General features: G+C 40.7%; 12 protein-coding genes, 1 pseudogene and 2 riboswitches. Of the genes and pseudogenes, 8 read left to right on the top strand and 5 right to left on the bottom strand.

The features are described from left to right. Positions 1-250: 250 nt before the first annotated feature. A pseudogene (locus tag QF028_RS13880) lies at positions 251-912 on the top strand (NAD(P)-dependent alcohol dehydrogenase); the annotation flags it as partial. A gap of 228 nt (positions 913-1,140) precedes the next feature. Here the strand turns inward: QF028_RS13880 and QF028_RS13875 are convergent. Further along, positions 1,141-1,989 (bottom strand): helix-turn-helix transcriptional regulator, encoded by an 849-nt coding sequence (locus tag QF028_RS13875; RefSeq protein ID WP_429466253.1) that lies wholly within the window; start codon positions 1,987-1,989, stop codon positions 1,141-1,143. 122 nt (positions 1,990-2,111) lie between these two features. Between QF028_RS13875 and fabF the strand changes: the two genes are divergently transcribed. Further along, positions 2,112-3,350, top strand: a complete 1,239-nt coding sequence (gene fabF, locus QF028_RS13870) for a beta-ketoacyl-ACP synthase II (RefSeq protein WP_429466251.1) — start codon at positions 2,112-2,114, stop codon at positions 3,348-3,350. A gap of 175 nt (positions 3,351-3,525) precedes the next feature. Here fabF and QF028_RS13865 read toward each other — a convergent pair whose 3' ends face one another. Next, positions 3,526-3,663: a hypothetical protein gene (locus QF028_RS13865; RefSeq protein WP_429466249.1), complete on the bottom strand. Its 138-nt coding sequence runs from the start codon at positions 3,661-3,663 to the stop codon at positions 3,526-3,528. A gap of 512 nt (positions 3,664-4,175) precedes the next feature. On the opposite strand from QF028_RS13865, the gene QF028_RS13860 reads away from it, so the two are divergent. The 5 genes from QF028_RS13860 to QF028_RS13840 all read left to right on the top strand — a co-directional run bounded on the left by QF028_RS13860 (position 4,176) and on the right by QF028_RS13840 (position 17,241). Continuing rightward, entirely contained in the window at positions 4,176-4,265 is a 90-nt protein-coding gene (locus tag QF028_RS13860; RefSeq protein ID WP_215014269.1) for a YjcZ family sporulation protein, read from the top strand. A 263-nt stretch (positions 4,266-4,528) separates the two neighbouring features. Further along, positions 4,529-12,871: a GH36-type glycosyl hydrolase domain-containing protein gene (locus QF028_RS13855; protein ID WP_429466246.1), complete on the top strand. Its 8,343-nt coding sequence runs from the start codon at positions 4,529-4,531 to the stop codon at positions 12,869-12,871. A gap of 422 nt (positions 12,872-13,293) precedes the next feature. Beyond that, entirely contained in the window at positions 13,294-14,880 is a 1,587-nt protein-coding gene (locus tag QF028_RS13850) for a spore germination protein (RefSeq protein ID WP_429466244.1), read from the top strand. A 17-nt stretch (positions 14,881-14,897) separates the two neighbouring features. Continuing rightward, the gene (locus tag QF028_RS13845; protein ID WP_429466242.1) at positions 14,898-16,106 is read left to right on the top strand and encodes a Ger(x)C family spore germination protein; all 1,209 of its coding nucleotides are present in this window, start codon (positions 14,898-14,900) and stop codon (positions 16,104-16,106) included. Positions 16,107-16,134: 28 nt separating this feature from the next. Beyond that, entirely contained in the window at positions 16,135-17,241 is a 1,107-nt protein-coding gene (locus tag QF028_RS13840; RefSeq protein ID WP_215014257.1) for a GerAB/ArcD/ProY family transporter, read from the top strand. Here the strand turns inward: QF028_RS13840 and QF028_RS13835 are convergent. The 3 genes from QF028_RS13835 to QF028_RS13825 all read right to left on the bottom strand — a co-directional run bounded on the left by QF028_RS13835 (position 17,238) and on the right by QF028_RS13825 (position 19,482). Beyond that, positions 17,238-17,456, bottom strand: a complete 219-nt coding sequence (locus tag QF028_RS13835) for a hypothetical protein (protein WP_429466240.1) — start codon at positions 17,454-17,456, stop codon at positions 17,238-17,240. The genes QF028_RS13840 and QF028_RS13835 overlap by 4 nt on opposite strands. A gap of 365 nt (positions 17,457-17,821) precedes the next feature. Next, positions 17,822-18,556 (bottom strand): SH3 domain-containing protein, encoded by a 735-nt coding sequence (locus QF028_RS13830; protein WP_429466238.1) that lies wholly within the window; start codon positions 18,554-18,556, stop codon positions 17,822-17,824. A gap of 5 nt (positions 18,557-18,561) precedes the next feature. Further along, positions 18,562-19,482, bottom strand: coding sequence for a hypothetical protein (locus QF028_RS13825; RefSeq protein ID WP_429466236.1), 921 nt, complete (start codon positions 19,480-19,482; stop codon positions 18,562-18,564). A 544-nt stretch (positions 19,483-20,026) separates the two neighbouring features. Continuing rightward, positions 20,027-20,215: riboswitch (cobalamin riboswitch) on the top strand. 177 nt (positions 20,216-20,392) lie between these two features. Beyond that, positions 20,393-20,569, top strand: a riboswitch (cobalamin riboswitch). Positions 20,570-20,696: 127 nt separating this feature from the next. On the opposite strand from QF028_RS13825, the gene QF028_RS13820 reads away from it, so the two are divergent. Beyond that, positions 20,697-21,080 carry a (2Fe-2S) ferredoxin domain-containing protein gene (locus QF028_RS13820; RefSeq protein WP_429466234.1) on the top strand — a complete coding sequence of 128 codons (384 nt, stop codon included), beginning with the start codon at positions 20,697-20,699 and terminating at the stop codon, positions 21,078-21,080. The last annotated feature ends 34 nt before the right edge of the window (positions 21,081-21,114 follow it).

Genomic DNA, 21,114 nt, shown 5'->3' with positions numbered 1-21,114 from the left:
TCCAAATAGTGGAACGAATAGGTGCATTATTCCGGGAACGGTTTAATGCACTTTTTAATTTATTATAGGACTCCCTATTTTATCTTTTTTATGAATATCTTCCATTCCTGCATCCAATGCAGTCATATAATAGTTGCATTTATGATTTATGAGTTCCATTTTATGGTTTGTGTTGTATTCTGCATATAAACTTTTTGCTTGACCTAGAGTTAACTCTAGGGATTATTCTAGTTTTTGCAAGAGAAAAAGGCAAGGTGGCTATTCCACCCATATTGTTGTAACTGAGGACTTTGTAGTTAGAATTCCAGATAATATTGGGCTTGATGTCGCAGCACCATTACTTTGTGCAGGAATTACGACATATTCTCCATTAAACCATTGGGGAGCTGGACCAGGTAAGAAAGTAGCTGTGGTTGGTATGGGCGGTCTTGGTCATATGGCTGTCAAAATTGCACATGCCATGGGTGCCGAAGTCACCGTTCTATCACAAACATTAAACAAAAGGGACGATGGATTGCAATTCGGCGCGACAACTACTATGCTACAAACGACCCTGAAACATTCGAGAAACTTGCCGGAACCTTTGATTTAATTATTAACACGGTAAGTGCAAAAATCGACATTAATGCTTATTTCTCACTATTAACTCTGGATGGTACACTGGTCAACGTCGGTGCGCCAGCGGAGCCGTTGTCAGTTAACGTATTCTCACTGATCGGACATCGTCGTTCATTTGCAGGTTCAATGATTGGAGGCATCCGCGAGACTCAGGAAATGTTAAATTTCTGTGCAGAACATAATATTGTTCCTAAAATTGAAGTAATCTCGGCTGACCAAATTGACGAAGCCTACGAACGCGTATTAGCTTCAGATGTGAAGTATCGATTTGTGATTGATATCAGCACAATGTAAGTTGTGTAAGCGATAAATATGAAAATATGATCAAGGATGTCCCGAAATCCAGCTTTTGGGACATCCTTTTTAATTGCTTTCCTTAAATATTTTCCTTTACTTTTGAAAATTTCGCCTGAATTTCTTTTAAAAACAGATCAGTTGCAGCGGAAAAAACCTGATGCCAAATAGCACAAAAAAAGGGGGAGGTTTTAGTCCCCCTAATTAGGACTACTTTCAGCTCTAAACTTAACTTTTTTCACCTTTTTTCATCATCTTCTTTAATTTTTCTTCAGTAGAGGAACCCTCGACAGGAGTATAAATGCTACACCAAAAATCAGTATTACCATGAACTTGTAAAGAAGTTAAATTAAAAATCATTTTACCTGCCTTGGAATGTCTAAATTCAATTAATACTTCGGGAGCCATATTTACCTGATTTTCTTGCCATAAGGACTGAAACTCTGGATTAAGATTAGTCATTTCTTCGAGAAATTGAGTGTACCATTCATCCCCCATATGTTGTCCATAATAAACCCGAAAGATGGAAAGAAAGCCTTTCACAAAATGCTCCCAATTGACAGCTAAAGACCTCAATTCTTTCCTAGTAAACACTAAGCGAATTAAGTTTCTCTGTTCAATGGGAATTTGTTCAAAATCCAAAAAAACATAGGCTGCAGCAGGATTCCAACCAACGATTTGGAAATGTCGGTCTGTGATCAGAGTAGGGCAATATTTTAATTCTGTTAAAATTTTTTCTAAAGAAGGGGAAATTTTTGTTTGTAAAACTTCTTGTTTATACACATTTGTGTTTACTTCTAAAGCTAAATCGTATAGATACTTTCGTTCATCGTTATTTAATTTTAGAGCAGATGCTATAGAATCTAGTACAGAAGACGAGACCTTAATATCTCGCCCTTGTTCCAGCCATGTGTACCAGGTAGTGCTAACTCCCGCTAACTGGGCGACTTCCTCCCTCCTTAGACCTGGGGTTCTCCGCCTAGTTCCCGTTGGTATTCCTACTGTATGAGGTTGTATATTTGCACGTTTTGACTTTAAAAATTCGGATAGGGCTTCTAATCTAGTTTTGCTATTCATGTTCACATTACTCCTATCTTAAAACGATTATCATATTACTAATTATACTATGATAAACAACAACTTGTAATAGGATAAATACAGTGTGAAAATATAGATAATCTTTACGAGGGGGAATAGATATGGAACGAGTTGTGATTACAGGAATGGGTGTCGTGTCACCCTTGGGAAACAATGTTGAAAAATTTTGGAGGAATTTAGCCGAAGGCAGATCTGGAATTTCTTACATTAATACATTTGATGTTAGTAAACATAAAACCAAAATTGCTGGACTAGTTAGGGATTTTAGAGCTGAAGATATACTTGGTCAGAAGGAAGCTAGGCGTATGGACAGATTTTGTCAATTCTCTCTAGTTGCAGCTGAACAAGCATGGAACGATTCCAAACTGAACATTACGGAAATCGATTTAGAGCGTCTTAGTGTATATGTTGGTTCAGGAATAGGTGGAATTGAGACTTTGACTAAAAATATTGATATTCTTCGAGAAAGAGGACCGCAAAGGGTAAGCCCCACGTTGGTTCCATCGATGATTGCAAATGCGGCTTCGGCACAAATAAGTATTAAATATGGTGCATTGGGACCTTCCATGGCACCTGTTTCCGCTTGTGCAATTGGAAATACATCTATCGGTGAGGCGTTCAGAATTATTCGGTATGGTATTACTGATATAGCATTTGCTGGAGGGGCTGAAGCAGCCGTAACAGAATTGTCATTAGCCAGTTTTGAAAATGCAACTGCTTTATCTTCAAGGAATGATGACCCAAGTGCGGCTAGTCGTCCTTTTGATTCGAATAGAAATGGATTTGTAATGTCTGAAGGTGCAGGAATCTTAATACTTGAATCATTAACACATGCTTTACGAAGAAATGCACGAATTTATGCTGAAGTAATTGGATACGGTGCTAGTTCTGATGCATATCACATGGTTTCCACTCATCCAGAAGGTAGGGGAGCTTATCTTGCAATGAAAATGGCTTTAAAGGATGCGTCCATTTCTATTGATGATGTTGATATGATTAGTGCTCATGCAACAAGTACAAAGATAGGTGACATATCTGAAACAATAGCTATAAAAAAATTGTTTGGCGAACAGGCATACAGAATACCTGTTACTGCAAATAAGTCGATGACAGGTCATTTATTAGGAGCAGCTGGTGGAGTTGAAGCAATTGCATTAGCAAAAAGCCTGCAGGAGGGTATTATTCCTCCCACTATCAACTTAGAAAAACCCGATCCTTTATGTGATTTAGATTTTGTACCGAACGTAGCCCGACAAACAAATCTCAAAATAGGTCTCTCCAATTCATTTGGGTTCGGCGGGCATAATGCAGTCATTGCTTTGAAAAAATATGAAATGTAAAAATAATTTTAAAAATTGGTTAGAAAATCAACAATACTCTTTAAAAGAAAAATAGCATTATGCGGATTTTAGATTCTTTAGTTATGAAGACAAATGAAACCTGTGGTTAAAGGACGGTTATAAGGGCGATTCATCAACATGAAGGTCGCCTTTTTCTGTGTGCCAGGCATGTTCATTAACTAGGCGGTGCAAGTCCGCTATGGGCGTTGGGATAGTATTTATCGATTAAACGAAGAAGGTGATTGTCAGGAACCAATTCATCAATAGAAACAAATTCATATTCACTTTGGGCAGATACTCTTGGTTTAAACATAGATTTCACCACATAATTTTTTATTGTTTGGTTGTGTTAAGAGCAGTGTATTATTGATTTTACAGCTCTGTTGATTTGCGCGGAAGGCACGCAGACTCCTGCGGGAGTACGGGGCAGGGGAGACCCCGCAGGCGCTTCAGCGCCGAGGAGGCTCCCCGGCACGCCCGCGGAAAGCGAAGTGCCTGGAGCGCAAATCAACAGACATGTTGCAAAGCCTATATATTAATAATATTATAATAAATTAACGCGGTGAATGGTTAAAGTTATTGTAGAAAATAAGAGGCTGTCGAAAGTTTCTCGACAGCCTGAGAGGAATGCAACAAGTTCCTCTCCTTATTTCTATAGACCCTTTCCTAACTGTATGAATAAGCAAAATATCCTCGAACTGTGCAGCAAGCAAATAGCTTTTTTATATGTTAAGTATATGTTAATTTTTGTTCTTGTCCAATTCGATATTTAATGATCTGACATACGATGTTCTATCTAACTATTAATTAAGGTGGTGATATATTATGTCAGATGGTTATGGCGTTAATTTTGCTTTAATCGTGGTGCTTTTCATCCTTTTAATTATTGTCGGTATATCTTTCGTTAAATACTAGTTATCTCTCTCTTGAATTGCAAGTTTGACCTTCTAGAGCTTTTTTTAATAATGGAATCTATTTTGGTTCCTTGTATAATGAAATCCCCAATAAACTTTCAATCAGAAACCATTCCGTCCTGTTCACAAAACCTTCATATTGCACAGTTCAAATGCCAGCTCTTGACATTCTCCTTGGAACCATTTTGCATATTTTCCAGCCAAAATGGGCAATTTTTATCAGTATAAGACCTTGGTAAAAAATGCTTTTTGGGGAGGAAAATAATGATTTTTAATAAAGATCAGTTAAGAGAAGAAGCGCATAAAACTGCATTAACCCACGATCCTTTCATAAGCCGAAAGAAATCAGCGCGCTTTTTACAGTCAAATGAGTCGGACTTTGAGAAATTGCGCATCTTTGTTAACGACTTAAGAGATAATCGTTCATCCTGTTCACAGCCAGCTGAAGAGTGGTTACTAGATAACGCGGAATTTTTGGAAGAGCAGGTACTTGAAGTAAACCAAAATTTAACAAAGAAATTTGCTAACTCTTTACCCCACCTTAAAAAAACGGGGGATTCCAGAGTTTTTTCTATTTGTACAGACTATCTTCAATTTAACGACGGGCATTTGGATATGGATTCATATATTTCCTATCTCCAGTCATATCAGGAAGTTTCCGTATTGACATTGGGTGAAGTTTGGGCTGTACCGCTTATTATGAGGGTGGCTTTGATTCGTCGGCTGGCCGAAATCATGGATACAGTCAAGAAAAGACGCGATGTTTGTGTGTTGGTTGAGAAGTTACTTTCTGGTATCAAGACATCGGAGATCACACCAGAAAAACTGAAGCAAGTAATAGAGGAAGCTGGACATGAAATGCCTCTTTCTGGACCGATGATTGTCCATTTGGTAAAACATCTGCGCGAACGAGCTGATTATACAGCAACAGTCGGTGAATGGCTTATTTGCAAATTGGAGAATGGACCAGAGAGCCTGGATCACATATTGTCATATGAATTTCAGCTCCAAGCAGCATTGCAAGTGACGACAGGTAACCTGATCACAAGCTTGCGTAAGCTTTCTCGCTGGGACTGGAAGGAAACCTTTGAGCAAATTAGCATAGTTGAACAATCACTAAGGAAAGAGAAGACCGGCTTTTATGCGCAATTGGACTTCTCCAGTCGTGAAACTCTCCGAAAGAGGGTCGAGCAGCTAGCGAGACGTTTAAATCTGCCGGAAAACCTTGTGGCATCACAGGCAGTGGAACTTGCGGATAAATATGGAGAGGAACGATCAGTTGAGGCACCGCGAGAACCGGCAAATAGCGAGGTACGAGCCGATAAAAATGGAAAGGAACTTAACGAGAGAAATAGTAAGGAGAAAAATCGGCAATTATTTGTTGCCTATTACTTATTAGATCCCAAGGGCAATATGCTATTGAGACAAGCATTAAAAATGTGTGGTAAACCACGAGCTCTCCCAGAAACAGGGTTAATGCGCCGAGCCACGGGGACGTATTTTAATATGTTAGCAGTATTCTTCGTTGGTTTCTTGATTGGCTTTTCGATCTGGATAGGTTGGGATGGATTTTTTTCACCGCTTCAATGGCTTGCTATTCTAGGAATTCTCTTGTTCCCAGCGACAGAATGGGCAGTTACTTCAGCTCATTGGTTCATTGAACGAGTCAAAGGTCCAGTCCCATTATTGAGATTTGATTTTTCAAAAGGAATTTCCGCTGATGCGAAAACGATGGTTGTGATTCCGGTCATCTGGACATCGATAACAGAAGTAAAGGAGTTGGCGGACCGGCTTGAACTGCATTATTTGGCGAATCGGGATTCCAACCTTCACTTCGGGTTATTGAGCGACTTCAAGGATGCGGAGACAGAGTCTCTCGAACAGGATGAAATCATTTTAACAGCCGCCAAACGAGAAATTGAACGATTACGAAATACCTATTCCAACACAAACTTTCATCTCTTTCAGAGAAAACGGCAATGGAACCCGTCTGAGGGTGTATGGATGGGATGGGAGAGAAAGCGAGGAAAGTTAGTAGAACTTGTAGAGCTGCTAAAAGGGAGAAAGGATACCAGCTTTGCTTTAATAAAAGCCGATTTGAATATACTTCAGGATGTGCGTTATATCATTACTCTCGATTCAGATACGCAACTTCCACTTGAAAGCGCACAGCGAATGATTGGGACGCTGCATCTACCCTATAATCAGCCGGTCCTAAATGATACAAAGACAAGAGTGATAGAGGGCTACGGGGTGCTTCAACCAAGACTCAGTATGAGTCATGAGGCCTCAATGAAATCGCGCTTTGCTGGTCTTTGGTCAACAGATCCAGGTTTTGATCCATATGCGTTTGCAGTTTCTGATCCATATCAAGATGCGCTAGGTCAGGGGATTTTCACCGGAAAAGGAATATTTGATGTTGATACGTTTTATCAAGTGCTATGTGAACGGATTCCGGATAACAGGGTGTTGAGTCATGATTTACTTGAAGGCAGTTTCCTGCGGGCAGGCCTACTTTCCGATATTGAATTAATTGATCATTATCCAACAAAGTTTATCGTCTTTCAAAAGCGGCTGCATCGCTGGGTAAGAGGAGATTGGCAGCTATTACTATGGTTGCTGCCAAGAATGTATAACCGAAGAGGTGAACTGCTGCCAGTCGATTTGTCTGTGCTGACTCGGTGGCAGATCATTGATAATATGCGGCGGAGTCTATTGTCTACGTCATTATTTGTCATCCTTTATTTAGCAGTCACGATCCTTCCGGGTTCACCTTTACGCTGGATCGCTTTGGTGGCTGCAACTTGGTTCTTGCCGGTTCTTCGCCAGTTTGTCACCGTTCAGATCGGTTTCATGAACCTGCGTAGTATTTTAAACACGGGGGCTCAAGTCTTGTTAGGGATTATTATCCTGCCGTTTCAAATGGTCCTTTTGCTCGATGCCATTGCTAGAACGTTGTACCGTTTATTGTTTTCAAAAAAACGATTGCTGGAATGGGTCTCATCAGATGAAGTGAATCGCAATAGCGAACGGAAGGGGACTCCTTTGCTCCAAGGCATGTGGGGAGGGTATGTTCTTTGTATTTTGTTTTTGGCGGCAACATTATTTAATGAAAATATAGTGGTGCAAATCATTGGACTTACCTTAAGTGTGATGTGGGTATGTGCTCCATTAGTAATAAGGTGGCTCGATCAGCCGTCTCCACAGGAACATATGGCTTTTTCGGAAGATGAGCTCGAAGAATTGACGAACCTGGCTCAGCAAATATGGTCTTTTTATGAAGATTTTGTTACCGAAAAAGAGAACTGGCTGCCGCCTGACAATGTGCAAATGGACCCGCCGAACGGGGTGGCGCATCGAACCTCTCCTACCAATATCGGGATGTATCTTACCTGTGCTTTAGCGGCGAGGGATTTTGCGTTTATTGATACCCCTGGATTAATTTTGCGGTTGGAGCGCACATTGGAGACACTTGAGCGAATGGAAAAGTGGGAAGGCCATTTATACAATTGGTATGATACGGAGACACTGAACCCGTTATCGCCAAGGTATATATCAACCGTTGATTCAGGAAATTTAGTCGGCTGTCTTATTACGGTAAAAGAAGGCTTAGCCGAGTGGCTGGAATCCTATGATAAAAAGGAAACTCCGATTTACCACTTTCATAACAATGATAAGCTGCAAACTGCTTTTTCCGAAGAAATCGCACCAGATGTCTCGAGACAACTAAATGGTAAGAAGGCAAGTATTATTTGGCGCGATAGGGGTCAAATGTTGCTTAAACGGATCGAAAAATTGATTGAAGAAACCAATTTCCAGCCACTATTTGATCATAGAGCTAATCTCTTTTCCTTAGGATACCATGCTGATCGAAATATACAGGATGAGGTTCTATATGATTTAATGGCGTCTGAGGCAAGAATTGCTAGCTTTGTCGCGATTGCGCTTGGTCAAGTGTCTGTGTCCCACTGGCATGTACTTGGAAGAACGATGACTAGAGTTGGGAAACAGCCCGTCCTCTTGTCCTGGTCTGGAACCATGTTTGAATTTTTAATGCCATGGCTGTTAATGAGGACCTATCGAAATACATTGTGGGAAAAGACATATGCAGCGGTTGTTGATCGCCAAATTCAATACGCACACCAGCGAGGACTGCCATTCGGGATCTCCGAGTCAGGCTATTATGCGTTTGATTATCAAATGAATTACCAGTATCGGGCCTTCGGTGTTCCGGGTCTCGGATTTAAACGGGGACTTGAACAAGATTTGGTGATTGCACCTTACGCCACGATCATGGCTCTGCCATTTGCAAAGGATCAAGCTTTGGATGCTTTGAAAAAAATAGAACAGTTAAATGGTCGAGGAAAATACGGCTTTTACGAAGCAATGGATTTTACGCAAGAACGGCTGCCTAATGGCAAGCAACATAAGGTGATTCAAAGTTTTATGGCCCATCATCAAGGGATGAGCTTCCTAACCCTTGCGAACCTATTACTGCCAAAAACAATGGTAGAGAGATTCCATCGGAACAAACAAATACGTTCAGCAGAATTGCTCTTACAAGAACGGATTCCTAAAACGCCTAAGTATATTAAGCATCCAGCTCTGGGACGTGTACACAAGCCTTATTCAAAAAGCGCTCAGGATGTTGAAACCGTAAGAGAATATATTTCACCTGACACAAGGGTTCCCGAGGTCAGCGTTCTTTCAAATGGTTCGTTCACAACAGTGGTAACGAATACCGGCAGTGGTTTTAGCCAGTACAAAGGTTTATTAGTCTCTAGATGGCGCGAAGACCCGGTAATGGATCCATGGGGGAGCTATGTTTATATTAGGGATATCTCCCAAGATAAACTATGGTCACCGTCGTACCAACCATGCCGAGTAAATTCTTCGGAACAACGCGTACAATTTGGATTAGATCGTGCAACATATATGCGGGAGGATGGAAAGGTTAAGACAAGTATGGAGATTTGCGTTTCATCAGAATGGAATGCGGAGCTGCGTAGAATAACATTGACAAATAGCGGTGAAGAAGCAAAAGTTTTGGAGGTTACTACTTTTGTTGAGCTAGCTTTGTCCAATCCCATCGCAGATATTGCCCATACTGCCTTTAGCAAGCTGTTTATTCGGACTGCTTTCGATGCGGAATCAGGCTGCCTTATCGCTGGCCGAAGACCTCGTGAAGCGAATGACCAGACACTTTGGTCAGCACATTCACTCATGGTGGACGGTGATACGCTTGGATCGGTTGAATTTGAAACAGACCGCGCTAGCTTTATTGGCCGGGGCTATCGACTCTCCAATCCCCAAGGAATTCGTACTCGCCTTCGTGGTAAGGTTGGTTCGGTGGCAGATCCAGCCTTTGTGATGAGACGGCGGATCTGCATTGAACCCGGTAAGCAAATTCGATTAGTTGCCGTTACTTCGGTTAGTGAGACAAAGGAAGATGCGATCGAAATTGTGCGTAAGTTTGCTCCTAATCAAGCAGTGGAACGGGCGTTTCAATTATCATGGAACCGAGGACAGATTGAAATTCGTAATCTGCATTTAACGAATAAAGAGGCAACTAATTTCCAAAGGCTGGCAGGTCATATTTTATATACTCCCCCGCTCAAGAAGGGCCGAGGGCAAAGTATTTCAATCAATACTAAAGGTCAGTCTGGACTTTGGAGTTTTGGGGTATCTGGGGATCGACCGATCGTCCTCGTCCGAATTGAAGACCGCAGCCAAATGCCGTTCGTGGTTAAAATATTAACAGGTCATGAATACATCAGGCGACTAGGTCTTTTATTCGACCTTGTTCTCCTTAACGAATCGGAGGAAGGCTATCAACAATTCTTGCAAGAAGCACTTCAGCAGTCGGCAGAACATGGAGTGGACCGTTTTGGTGCAGGTTTATCTGGTGTATATGTCATCGCCTCTAATCAATTGGCTGCGGAGGACAAAGCATTGTTAATGGCAGTAGCTCGGGTCGAGTTCCGCGCAGGCGGAGCTAGTTTAGAAACGCAAATGCGCTTGCCTAAGGTTGAAACAGAAAATGGACTGCCTAAGGCTGAAACGGAGAATGGGTTGCCGGAACAACTTAAGCCGGTGCCTTCTGCTAAAAATAAGTACGTTTTTTCTGGGCAAACCATCCAAGAGGAAACGAAGGATTGGTTATTTTTTAACGGTTGGGGCGGGTTTTCCCCCGATGGAAAAGAGTACCGGATCATGATCAAAAATGGAAATCACTTGCCGGCGCCGTGGATTAATGTCCTGGCCAATCCTCGTTTTGGCTGTCTCATTTCCGAGATGGGATCGGGTTATACGTGGTGGGGGAACAGCCGTGAATGCAAGCTTACGCCATGGTCCAATGATCCCGTCCTTGATCCACCCACGGAAACAGCCTATTTAAGAGATGAAGAAAGTGGCCAGGTGTGGTCAGGTGCACCATCCTCAGTCCATTCAAACGAGCCATATAAAATAACGCATGGCAAAGGATTTACAAAGTTTGATCACGAAAGAAACGGCATTAAACACGAAATGCTGGTATACGTACCATTAGAGGATCCTGTGAAAATCATCAGGGTGAAGCTGCAAAACAAGACTGCGGAGCAAAGGCATATTTCTTTTACCTATTATGCCGAATGGGTTTTAGGGGTTCAACGACAAGCGAATGCACCATTTATTGTGACCGAATGGGTTGAGTCTGAGCGGGTCATGATCGCCAAAAACACATATCAAGAAACCTTCCGTGATGCAACCGCATTTTTGGGGATGTATCCGCCGCAAGGTGCTGATACGGGCCCTGACTATTCAAACGATCTTACGTGGACGGCGGACCGCAACGAATTTATTGGACGAAATAGAAGCATGGAACATCCAGCGGGAATGGGTCGTGTTGGTTTGTCATGTCGGACAGGCACGCATTACGAATCTTGTGGTGCGATTCAGACTAAGCTCACGCTAAAGCCAGATGAAGAACAGATTGTCTATATTCTGTTAGGCTGCGACGACTCTAAAAAGAGTGTCTTACAGTTAGCTAAGAAATACAGCCAACCTTCCGCTTGTGATCAAGCGATGGAGGAGCTGACTGCTTTTTGGGATCAGCATTTAGGCCAAATTCAAGTGTCAACCCCGTCAAAGGAAACAGATTTTTTGTTGAACGGGTGGTTATTATATCAGTCACTTGCCTGTCGAATATGGGCAAGAACTGCATTTTATCAAGCTGGAGGAGCATTTGGCTTTCGCGATCAATTGCAGGATTCACTAGCACTCCTGCATACGATGCCAGAAAAAACAAGAGCACAAATTGTGCTCCACGCTTCCCACCAATATATAGAGGGGGATGTGCAGCACTGGTGGCATGAAGAAACTGAACGTGGTATCCGAACGACGTTTTCTGATGATTTATTATGGATGCCGTATGTGGTTTCACGTTACATCGAGCATACTGGTGATCGAACGGTTTTGGACGAAGTCGCACCGTTTCTAATGAGTGAAAAGCTTGCTGAGGGTGAACACGAACGCTATGAACCGACCGTACGATCTTCTGAAACGGGCACGGTATACGACCATTGCCTCCGAGCGATCGATCGGGCATTGGGCCGGATTGGTGAGCATGGTTTGCCATTAATCGGAGTGGGAGATTGGAATGATGGCATGAATCAGGTTGGTGTGAAGGGACGAGGCGAAAGCGTGTGGCTCGGCTGGTTTATTTGTGACGTGCTGAACCGATTTGCCGAACTTTGCGGATTGCGTGGGGATTCTGAACGGGTGGAATCATTCCAGAAAATGCGCAAACAGTTAACAAACTCTCTCAACGAGCAGGGCTGGGATGGTCAGTGGTACCGACGGGCTTTTACCGATGCAGGACAATGGCTCGGTTCCATTCAAAATGAGGAGTGTCGGATCGACGCCATTGCTCAATCATGGTCCGTAATCTCAGGTGCAGCACCAATGGATCGTGCTGTTCAGGCAATGAACTCGTTCGACCGGGAGCTCGTCGAGCGGGACCTTGCTGTTGTTCGGCTGTTGACTCCAGCTTTCGATCAGACCGAACCAAGCCCTGGATATATACAAGGTTATCCACCAGGAATCAGGGAGAATGGTGCCCAATATACTCATGGAGTTATTTGGGGTATCATCGCTTGGTGTCAGCTTGGTAACGGTGAAAAAGCAATGGAGATGTTTACGATGCTTAATCCGATCACGCATACTCGTACCGACCAAGAAGTAAGAAGATATACAGGTGAACCATACGCAATTGCTGCTGATGTGTATACGGCAGAACCGAATCAGGGACATTCAGGATGGACTTGGTATACGGGTGCGTCAGGTTGGTTTTATCAGGCCGGTATCGAATGGATATTAGGGATTCGGCGACGAGAAACTCGACTTTATCTTGATCCTCGTATTCCAAGTGAGTGGCCGGGATTCTCGGCTACGTACCGATTTGGGAAAACTCGTTACCACATTAACGTTAAGAATGGTTCTGGTAACAGTGAAAGTGAGTTGACAGTTGACGGTGTGCAAATTCCGATTTCTAAAAAGGAAAAATCTGCTGGACCATTTGTGGAATTACGAGATGACGGACTCGACCATCATGTGGAATTGAGAATTTAGGAAAAATAAAAACATTGCTAAGCTCCCTTTACTTAATAAAAAAGCTCCTGGATTAATTGAACAGACCTATTAAAGTGAGAAAATGAAAAAGCACCAATTTATGCTCCCTGTTCGAGTGGAATTCTTCCTATCTTATAGTGGAGTGGAGGATTCAATGACGGCATTATCCAAGCATTTTCCTTTCCGGGACATGTTTGTGATAATGCCTTTTTCTTTTGCTATTCTTTGAAAGGAATGGGACGTCTACCCAGATGAAGAAGTTTATAGATCAATTGGGGTCAGAAGGGATTCCTACGGACGACTGTGTTTCCAATTTACTCATACCAGTATGAAAATAAATAGAAAATATTTAATGAATAACCTAAATATGTAAAACTGATAATAGGTTATATGAAAATGATGAATAGGAGTATTCAAATGGTATGAAATTTCTGCGAAATAAAAATAAACATTCCAAGGCAGAGCAAAGAAATAAACTGATATCTGATACAGAAGGATACTCACTCGAGCCTAATTTAGAAACTATGCTGCATAAAATTAAACATGAAATTGGTGATAGCCCTGATCTCGTTATTCGTTCGTTTCAGATTGGGAGCACTCCAAGCATTCCAGTTGGGGTTGTTTATATAAGCGGGTTAACGGATGAGCAATCTGTTAACGAATATGTTATACGATCGTTAATGGTAGATACGGCAGACAGTAAATTAGAAATAGATTCTAATCATGTATTCGATCTTATCTTAAATAATGCTTTAACAATTGGGAATGTAAATATTCTAAAAGATTGGAATGAACTCATTTTTTCCATTTTGTCAGGCGATACAATCATTTTGATAGATGGCTATGCTGAAGCTATATCGGGCAGTACAAGAGGTGGTCAGTGGAGGGCAATTACAGAATCGACTTCGCAAGTTAATATCCGAGGACCTAAGGACAGTTTTAACGAATCCATTACAACTAATATTGCTCTTATCCGGAGACATCTTAAAAGTCCACAGCTACGATTAGAAACGATGAGAATAGGAAAGGTTTCACAGACTAATGTAGTAATTATGTATATAAAAGGAATTGTTAGTGATGAGCTTTTACAGGAGGTTCGACAGAGGCTGACAGATATCCAGATTGATGCTGTTCTTGAATCAGGATACCTTGAAGAACTTATTCAAGATCGAACCTTTACTCCCTTTCCAACTATATATAATACAGAACGGCCGGATGTAGTTTCTGGTAACTTATTGGAAGGAAGAATAGCCGTATTAGTAGATGGTACTCCGTTTATTCTCATCTTACCAACTGTTTTTTCGCAGTTCTTTCAATCATCGGAAGATTATTATCAGCGATATGATATTGCCTTACTAATGAGATTAATTAGATATACAAGCTTTTTTATTTTAATACTGGGACCATCCTTTTACATTGCAGTTACTACCTATCATCCGGAAATGCTTCCAACCTCTCTTCTCATTAATATTATGGCTCAACGAGAAGGAGTTCCTTTCCCTGCCTTGATCGAGGCTGTGATTATGGAAGCTACATTTGAAATATTACGTGAGGCTGGCATTCGTATGCCTCGGGCAGTCGGACAAGCTGTTTCGATTGTAGGAGCGATTGTATTAGGACAAGCCGCTGTGGAAGCAGGGATTGTCACAGGATTAATGGTAATCGTCGTAGCTATAACAGGGATTTCGAGTTTCGCGATACCCGCATACAATTTGACCATTGCCGCGAGAATGATTCGTTTTCCTTTAATGATCATAGCAGCGCTGCTTGGTTTTTACGGACTGACGTTAACGTTGATTTTATTAGTCGCTCATATGAATAGTTTACGTTCCTTTGGTATTCCATATCTGGCCCCTTTCACGCCTTTTTCATGGAAAGGTCAAAAGGATACCGTGATTCGTGCTCCTTTCAAGTCTTACGAAGCGCACTCTCGTTTGGTTAATCAAACAAATGCAGTGAATACAAAAACTGATGAACTCAAATCATCGGCTAGTGAATCGAAGAAATAAAGCAAAGGGGAATGCAGATGAAGCGTACGGTTTTCAGTCTTTTTTGCTTATTATGTGTATGTACAATATTCCTTACGGGTTGTTGGGATCAGCGTGAGTTAAATAAAATAGCTCTTGTAATGGCCATAGGGTTAGATAAAACAAAAGGAAAAGAGGAATATCGCGTCTCGTATGAAGTTGTGAATCCAACAGAAATTTCGGGAAAAACAGGGACAGGAAGAACTACACCTGTTACTGTTTACAATAGTTCTGGTTCTACGGTATTCGAAGCACTTCGCAATGCGGCAGAAGAAACACCTCGACAGCTAATGATTTCCCATATAAACATTATTGTAATCGGAGAAGACCTAGCAAAAGAAGGTATACACGGTATATTAGATTTTTTTGAAAGAGATGATGAAGGTCGTTTAACGTCAAATTTACTCATAGCTAAAGATGCTAAAGCGGAAGAAGTCCTTAAAACACTTACACCTATAGAAAAAGTCCCAGCATTTGCAATAAAAGGGAAGCTCGACACAATGGTCAAAAAATTGTCTAAAGGCTACGATATTGAACTGGATGAGGTGATACGGGGGGCATTAAGAAAAGGTGGCGGGCCTGCTATTAGTGGAGTTCAACTGATTGAACATGCCGAATCAGGATTAAAGGAATCCGATATAAAAAGAACCTCACCAGCCACAATTATAAAAATTAGCGGTCTAGCTATGTTTAAACACGGCAAGCTAGTTGGATGGTTGAATGGTGAAACAGCACGAGGCGCTGCAGTGATTAATAATAAGCTGAGAGGGTCTGCTGTCAGTATCGGCTGTAAACAGAAAAAAAGGGGACTTAGTATTGAAGTTCGAAGGTCCAAAACTAAAATTAAAGCCAGCAGTCGAGATCGTATTCCTACCATTCAGCTGTTTGTTAAACAAGAGGGAAGTATTGGACATATATTGTGTGCCATTGACCTAAAAAAGTCTAAAGAAATTAGAAAGTTAGAAAAAAAATGGGCGAAAGAAACGAAAAAAGAAGTAGAGAACGCAATATCACAAGCACAAAGAAATCACACGGATATTTTTGGTTTTGGAGAAGCATTAGAACGAACAAATAAACAAGAATGGAAAAAAATAGAAAAGAACTGGAGTAACATCTTTGCAAAATCCAAAGTAGAAGTTCATGTCGAAACGAGAATCAGACGTCCTGGGATGAGATCAATCCCTTATCTTTTCAGTGAAAAGGAATAGATAAAAGCGGAATGGAGAAATGTAAACGATGGAAAAAGCAAAAATTAGTGCCGGGGAGTTTTTTTCTCTCATTGTTTTGTTTAACTTTGGTACGGCTCTTGTCGTTAGTTTAGGGCTACAGGCTAAGAAGGATGCTTGGCTGGCCATTTTTTTTGGAGCAGCAGGTGGGATCATCCTTTTTTTTATATACCGTTCTCTTTTTCGGATATATCCGCAGCAACCGCTTATCAGCTATATTCAAACTATTTTAGGGAAATATATAGGATGGCCGTTAAGTTTACTGTATATCCTTTTTTTTATCTATGGTGCAGCTAGAGATGTGAGAGATGGGGGGGAAATTCTCACGAGCGCCATATTAGATCAAACACCATTGCTGATTATAAACCTCTCGATCATTATAACAATCGCGTATGTTCTTTATAAGGGAATTGAAGTATTAGTCAGAACAGCTCAAATCTATTTGGTACTGGTTATATGTTTAGGGCTAATAAGCAACCTTCTTCTCATATATTCTGGAGTTATTGATATAAATAACTTATTACCCATACTTCGTGACGGATGGAAGCCTGTTTTCACAACATTTTATAGTCAAACATTATCTTTCCCCTTTGGAGAAATGATTTGCTTTGCGATGCTATTTCCATTGCTGCAAAGCGACAAGCAAGGGGTAAAAATGGGATTTTGGGCAGTGGTTTTTAGTGGTTTGACATTAAGCTATACAATCGCACTTGATATAGCTGTACTCGGTTCTGACATTGCAGGTCGCTCATCATTTCCATTGTTAACAATGATTAGTAAAATAAACATTGGGGAATTTATACAACATCTGGATTTAATTGTTATTTTAACGTTAATTATTTGCAACTTTTTCAAAATTGCTGTTTTTTATTATGCAGCTGTTATGGGGGCAACAGCTTTATTTAACCTTCAAGATTATAGGAAAATGGTAGCTCCTATCGGAATCATCATTCTCTATTCTTCTAGTATGATCGCATTTGATTTTTCAGGACATCTGGAGGAGGGAAATTTCTCACTCAAAACCATATTTCCTCTTTTTGGAGAAATCATACCCGCATTCCTTCTGCTTATAGCTGTGATTCGAAAAAAATTTAGTCAACGATTACGAGATATTTAATGAATTTTCTTTTTCACAAACATAATCATAGGCTTTAAAAACCATATTGAAATTAAAATCAAAGAGGAGGATAATTCCGTTGAATCCATCAACCAAAACGGGTTATTTAAGTTCTGCAAACATTGAGAAATTGTCTGACCTAAAAACAAGTCCATTGCAACAGCAAAGCCTATACTCAGTATAAGAAGAAAAACAAATATAAAGAATGATTTCATGAAAATGAAACCTCCTGTGTGTAACAACCTTTCCCATAGTATGACTTATTTATGGTATTTTCATTATTGCTGTTGGCAGGAACAATATGTTAAAACCTAATCATGCAGAAAACGGTTCTCCAAATAAGAAGGGGGTTTTTTGTATTGAAGGAAGTTCCCCTGTTATTAAATTATAAAGATGCACTTAAAAAATTTTCTTCTGTTTTGTTTTTGAATTCCTAAGATTTAAAAGGAGAGGGAACTATTCCCATAGGGGTCCACTCTCCTTATTTAGGTTGTTCTATGAACTGGATAAAGGATCAAAAAATCACGGAAATTGTTCCATTCGTTGCGACACTAAGTCGGTAAATATTCCTCTCAATTTATTATTTTTCCCTGACAATCAAGGCTGAAATCCAGCCTTCGATCCCGTTTGCGGTGTGAACTTTTAGCCACTTAATTCCTTTGGAATCTACTTGTTCTTCATTCAAAAAGTGCATGATTTCTCCATTTGTAATAGTGTATAGACGGGGTGCGGTTAGTGTGGGAGCTACACGAATATTTCCGCCTTCTTCGTATTTCTTATTTAAAATTAATTCTTTTGGATCAGGGGAAGCCCCGGATGCTTGTATGTGTACTGGTTCTTGGTTTAACCATATCTCAGCTTTCTTCCATTTTTGTGTATACCACTCATTTGGATTGTTGATCATTGCTGCAGTAAGCAAAATCACTAAAGTTGTCGCAGAATAGAAGGTCCATCTTTTAATCCTTGTCTTATTCCTTTTCCGTTTCATGAAAAGCTGAATCATGTTGTTGAGAAAACTTTCGAACCAGGCAAACATTCCTTCAATGATATCAATCCAAACAGATATGCCAGCTTTTCCTGCTTCTCTCCGACTTCTTTGAATCGTGCAAAGAAGTGCCATGATTGGGTAAGAAATGAGATAAAGCATTTTTTTCAACAAACGGCACAATAAGTTTAAGAAGGGAGGAATAATGTACAACAAAATCAGCCTTGCGAACTGCAGGAGCACAAAGAGAGCCAAAAAAATACGGATCCATTCCGGCAGGACAGAAATAAGTGACCAGATCCAAAACAGCTGATTTAAAATGGATTCCACAATCGCTAATCTCCTTTATTTAAATAGGATAATAGTTCTCTCCTTGGACCAGAAATCTGTTTTTTTCTATTGATGTTTTCCAGATTGACGGGGAGATAGGGGAATAGCTTTTTTAGCTTGGCTAATCTTTGTTCTGCCTCAAACTGGTCAATAGAGTGATCGTTGATCAAATTTAAAAGTTGTTTGTTTACCTCATATTTGAAGGCTTGATTTTGGCTAAACTCCGATTCCACTAACCGCTTTGCCATTTCATTCTTTTCTCCAAGCTTCCCTGCAGTGATAAAATCACCTGCTTGAAGGGCTTCTTTAATCGAGGCCGAAATCCGGCGCGCTTCCTCCAAGTCCAGAGCCTCTTGATAGGCAGATAGTTCTGCGTTCCGGTCTAAATCGGCGATCGCCTCATCATGACGCTGGTCCCGAATACCTTGCCGGATCAAAACACGAACATTTCTAACAACAATACCAGCCTCTCTTAATACCTTGACTAATGGCGAGGTTTGAAAAAATTCTTCAATATGCCGGGCAAAACTCAGATCCTCTTCAATAGGATAAAATCTTGCTTCCGACTCCACCCAGAAGGGTAGATTATTGTTAAAAATGTTGCCAATTTCTCCTGCATTTTGTTGAATTAACCGTTCGGGGTGTTCAACGGCAATATCGATAAATAAATTGACAGAAAACCTTCTTCCTCTTGTAGCCGATGGGACTTCTTCCTTGTAGGTGATGGTTTGCTGCTGCATATTGACTGTATAAACCCTTTTATATTTGCCAATCCGCAATTCACTACGTGACAAACGCTCTCCATTTTTAACTGCATAGTATTCATTGTGATTATTAACATAAACAAAGGCATAGGTCATAGACGACGCCGGCGGCTTTTCCAAAAAACTAAATTTCACGTCTTTAACATCTTCAATAAATTGCATTAGGTTATTCCCTCCAGGTTAACTATTTTCATTGAGAGATCACTTACCCTTGTCTACATTCTATGCAGACAATCGGAAGAAAAGCCCCCAAATCTTTGTAGAAAATGGGGATTGAGGGAGTAACGTATGCTGGCCGTGAATTAATGGATACCTTTGAATATTATTTACGACATGCTTTTGAACACCCATGTAGACAGGATCTTGGAATGCTCCTGTGGATTTGTACATAAATCTATATGGAGAATCATAAGACAGGTGGGTTGCAGATGGACACCAATGATTTTAATAAAGAGCTGCATTAAAGGCTCCTATTAATGGGTGGGTGAATCCCTTGTCTGGTTTATACCCGATTCCTTTCACCACGATTAATAATAACTAATAGGGCATTAATACAGGGAATGGGAATAAAGAAGTTGTTGTAGGTATCCAGCAATCCGATAGCTATGCCGCCCCCCTAAAATAATATAAGGGAATTTAAAAAGCACTTGATATATTCTATTTGTTAGACTAGTATAATTATTATCTCTTAAAATTACATATGAATTTGTTAACAATTGGTTAAGATGCCTTAGGGCTTAATTGGGAATCTGGTGAAAGGCCAGAACTGCCCCCGCAACTGTAAGTGTGGACGAAATAGACAAACCACTGGATCGTTTATTTATTGACGATTCGGGAAGGGTCTAAAGTAGGAAGATACACAAGTCAGGAGACCTGTCTTAGCTTTTTTAGTTTCGATTTCTTCGGGGGTTGAGAAGATGGAACGTTTGGACAAAAAGGATTATTTATTAACTTTCTTTGTGCTGACGTTTTATCCGTTCAACTAATGTTGAACGGATTTTTTCGTTTTGATGATTCTAAATCATTTTTAATTCTCATAGTTTAGCTTTAGAAGGAACAAGCCTTTTTAACAATTGAATAGATTAGGATAGGTGCACGAATATGTGCTTAATTGGGAAGTACGGTTTAAATCCGTCACGGTACCCGCCACTGTATGGGGAGTTCATTGCAAATGTCACTGAAGGAATTCGGGAAGACGCAATGGATGATGAACCTAAGTCAGGAGACCTGCCTTTACCTAATAATCTCAATCAACCTACGGGAACATAGGTAGAAGTGCTGAACATACACCGCTATTTTTTTGTGTGTATATATTCTGCACCCCTATGTCCATAGGGGTGCTTTTTTTACGTAAAAAACGAAAAGGAGAGTGTGACATGACTACTTGGAATTTACAAGGGACGAAACACCATGTTTTCATTTGCAACGGCAGCAGCTGTATGAGAAAGGGTGGGGAGGAAGCGACCCAAGCGATTCGGAATGAAATCACCAATTTAAACTTAGATTCACTCATACATACAACAAGAACGAGATGCAATGGGAGATGTAAGGACGCTCCCGTTGCCATCGTCTATCCTTCAGGGACTTGGTATAAAAACGTAACCCCAGAAGTGGGAACTACGATTGTAAAGCGTCATCTAGCGGAAGGTCATTGCCTTCAGGAGCATGCGATCTATCAATATTCCGAAGAAGGATTCATACAGCCAGAAGGGTCGGAATGCATCGCAGGAGCACAAAAAGCTGTTAAAGAAAAGATTTAACAGCGGATAGTAGCTGGATTCTAGTTTGAAATTT

The organism is Neobacillus sp. B4I6, from assembly GCF_050434045.1.
GTDB lineage: Bacteria > Bacillota > Bacilli > Bacillales > Cytobacillaceae > Neobacillus.
The sequence above is the reverse complement of the archived record's forward strand: the minus strand, read 5'-3'. Positions and strand labels throughout refer to the sequence as shown.

Bases quoted from the DNA above. Each gene is read 5' to 3' on its own strand.
- QF028_RS13875 (WP_429466253.1), bottom strand. From the start codon at position 1,989: ATGAATAGCAAAACTAGATTAGAAGCCCTATCCGAATTTTTAAAGTCA.
- fabF (WP_429466251.1), top strand. From the start codon at position 2,112: ATGGAACGAGTTGTGATTACAGGAATGGGTGTCGTGTCACCCTTGGGA.
- QF028_RS13865 (WP_429466249.1), bottom strand. From the start codon at position 3,663: ATGTTTAAACCAAGAGTATCTGCCCAAAGTGAATATGAATTTGTTTCT.
- QF028_RS13860 (WP_215014269.1), top strand. From the start codon at position 4,176: ATGTCAGATGGTTATGGCGTTAATTTTGCTTTAATCGTGGTGCTTTTC.
- QF028_RS13855 (WP_429466246.1), top strand. From the start codon at position 4,529: ATGATTTTTAATAAAGATCAGTTAAGAGAAGAAGCGCATAAAACTGCA.
- QF028_RS13850 (WP_429466244.1), top strand. From the start codon at position 13,294: ATGAAATTTCTGCGAAATAAAAATAAACATTCCAAGGCAGAGCAAAGA.
- QF028_RS13845 (WP_429466242.1), top strand. From the start codon at position 14,898: ATGAAGCGTACGGTTTTCAGTCTTTTTTGCTTATTATGTGTATGTACA.
- QF028_RS13840 (WP_215014257.1), top strand. From the start codon at position 16,135: ATGGAAAAAGCAAAAATTAGTGCCGGGGAGTTTTTTTCTCTCATTGTT.
- QF028_RS13835 (WP_429466240.1), bottom strand. From the start codon at position 17,456: ATGAAATCATTCTTTATATTTGTTTTTCTTCTTATACTGAGTATAGGC.
- QF028_RS13825 (WP_429466236.1), bottom strand. From the start codon at position 19,482: ATGCAATTTATTGAAGATGTTAAAGACGTGAAATTTAGTTTTTTGGAA.
- QF028_RS13820 (WP_429466234.1), top strand. From the start codon at position 20,697: ATGACTACTTGGAATTTACAAGGGACGAAACACCATGTTTTCATTTGC.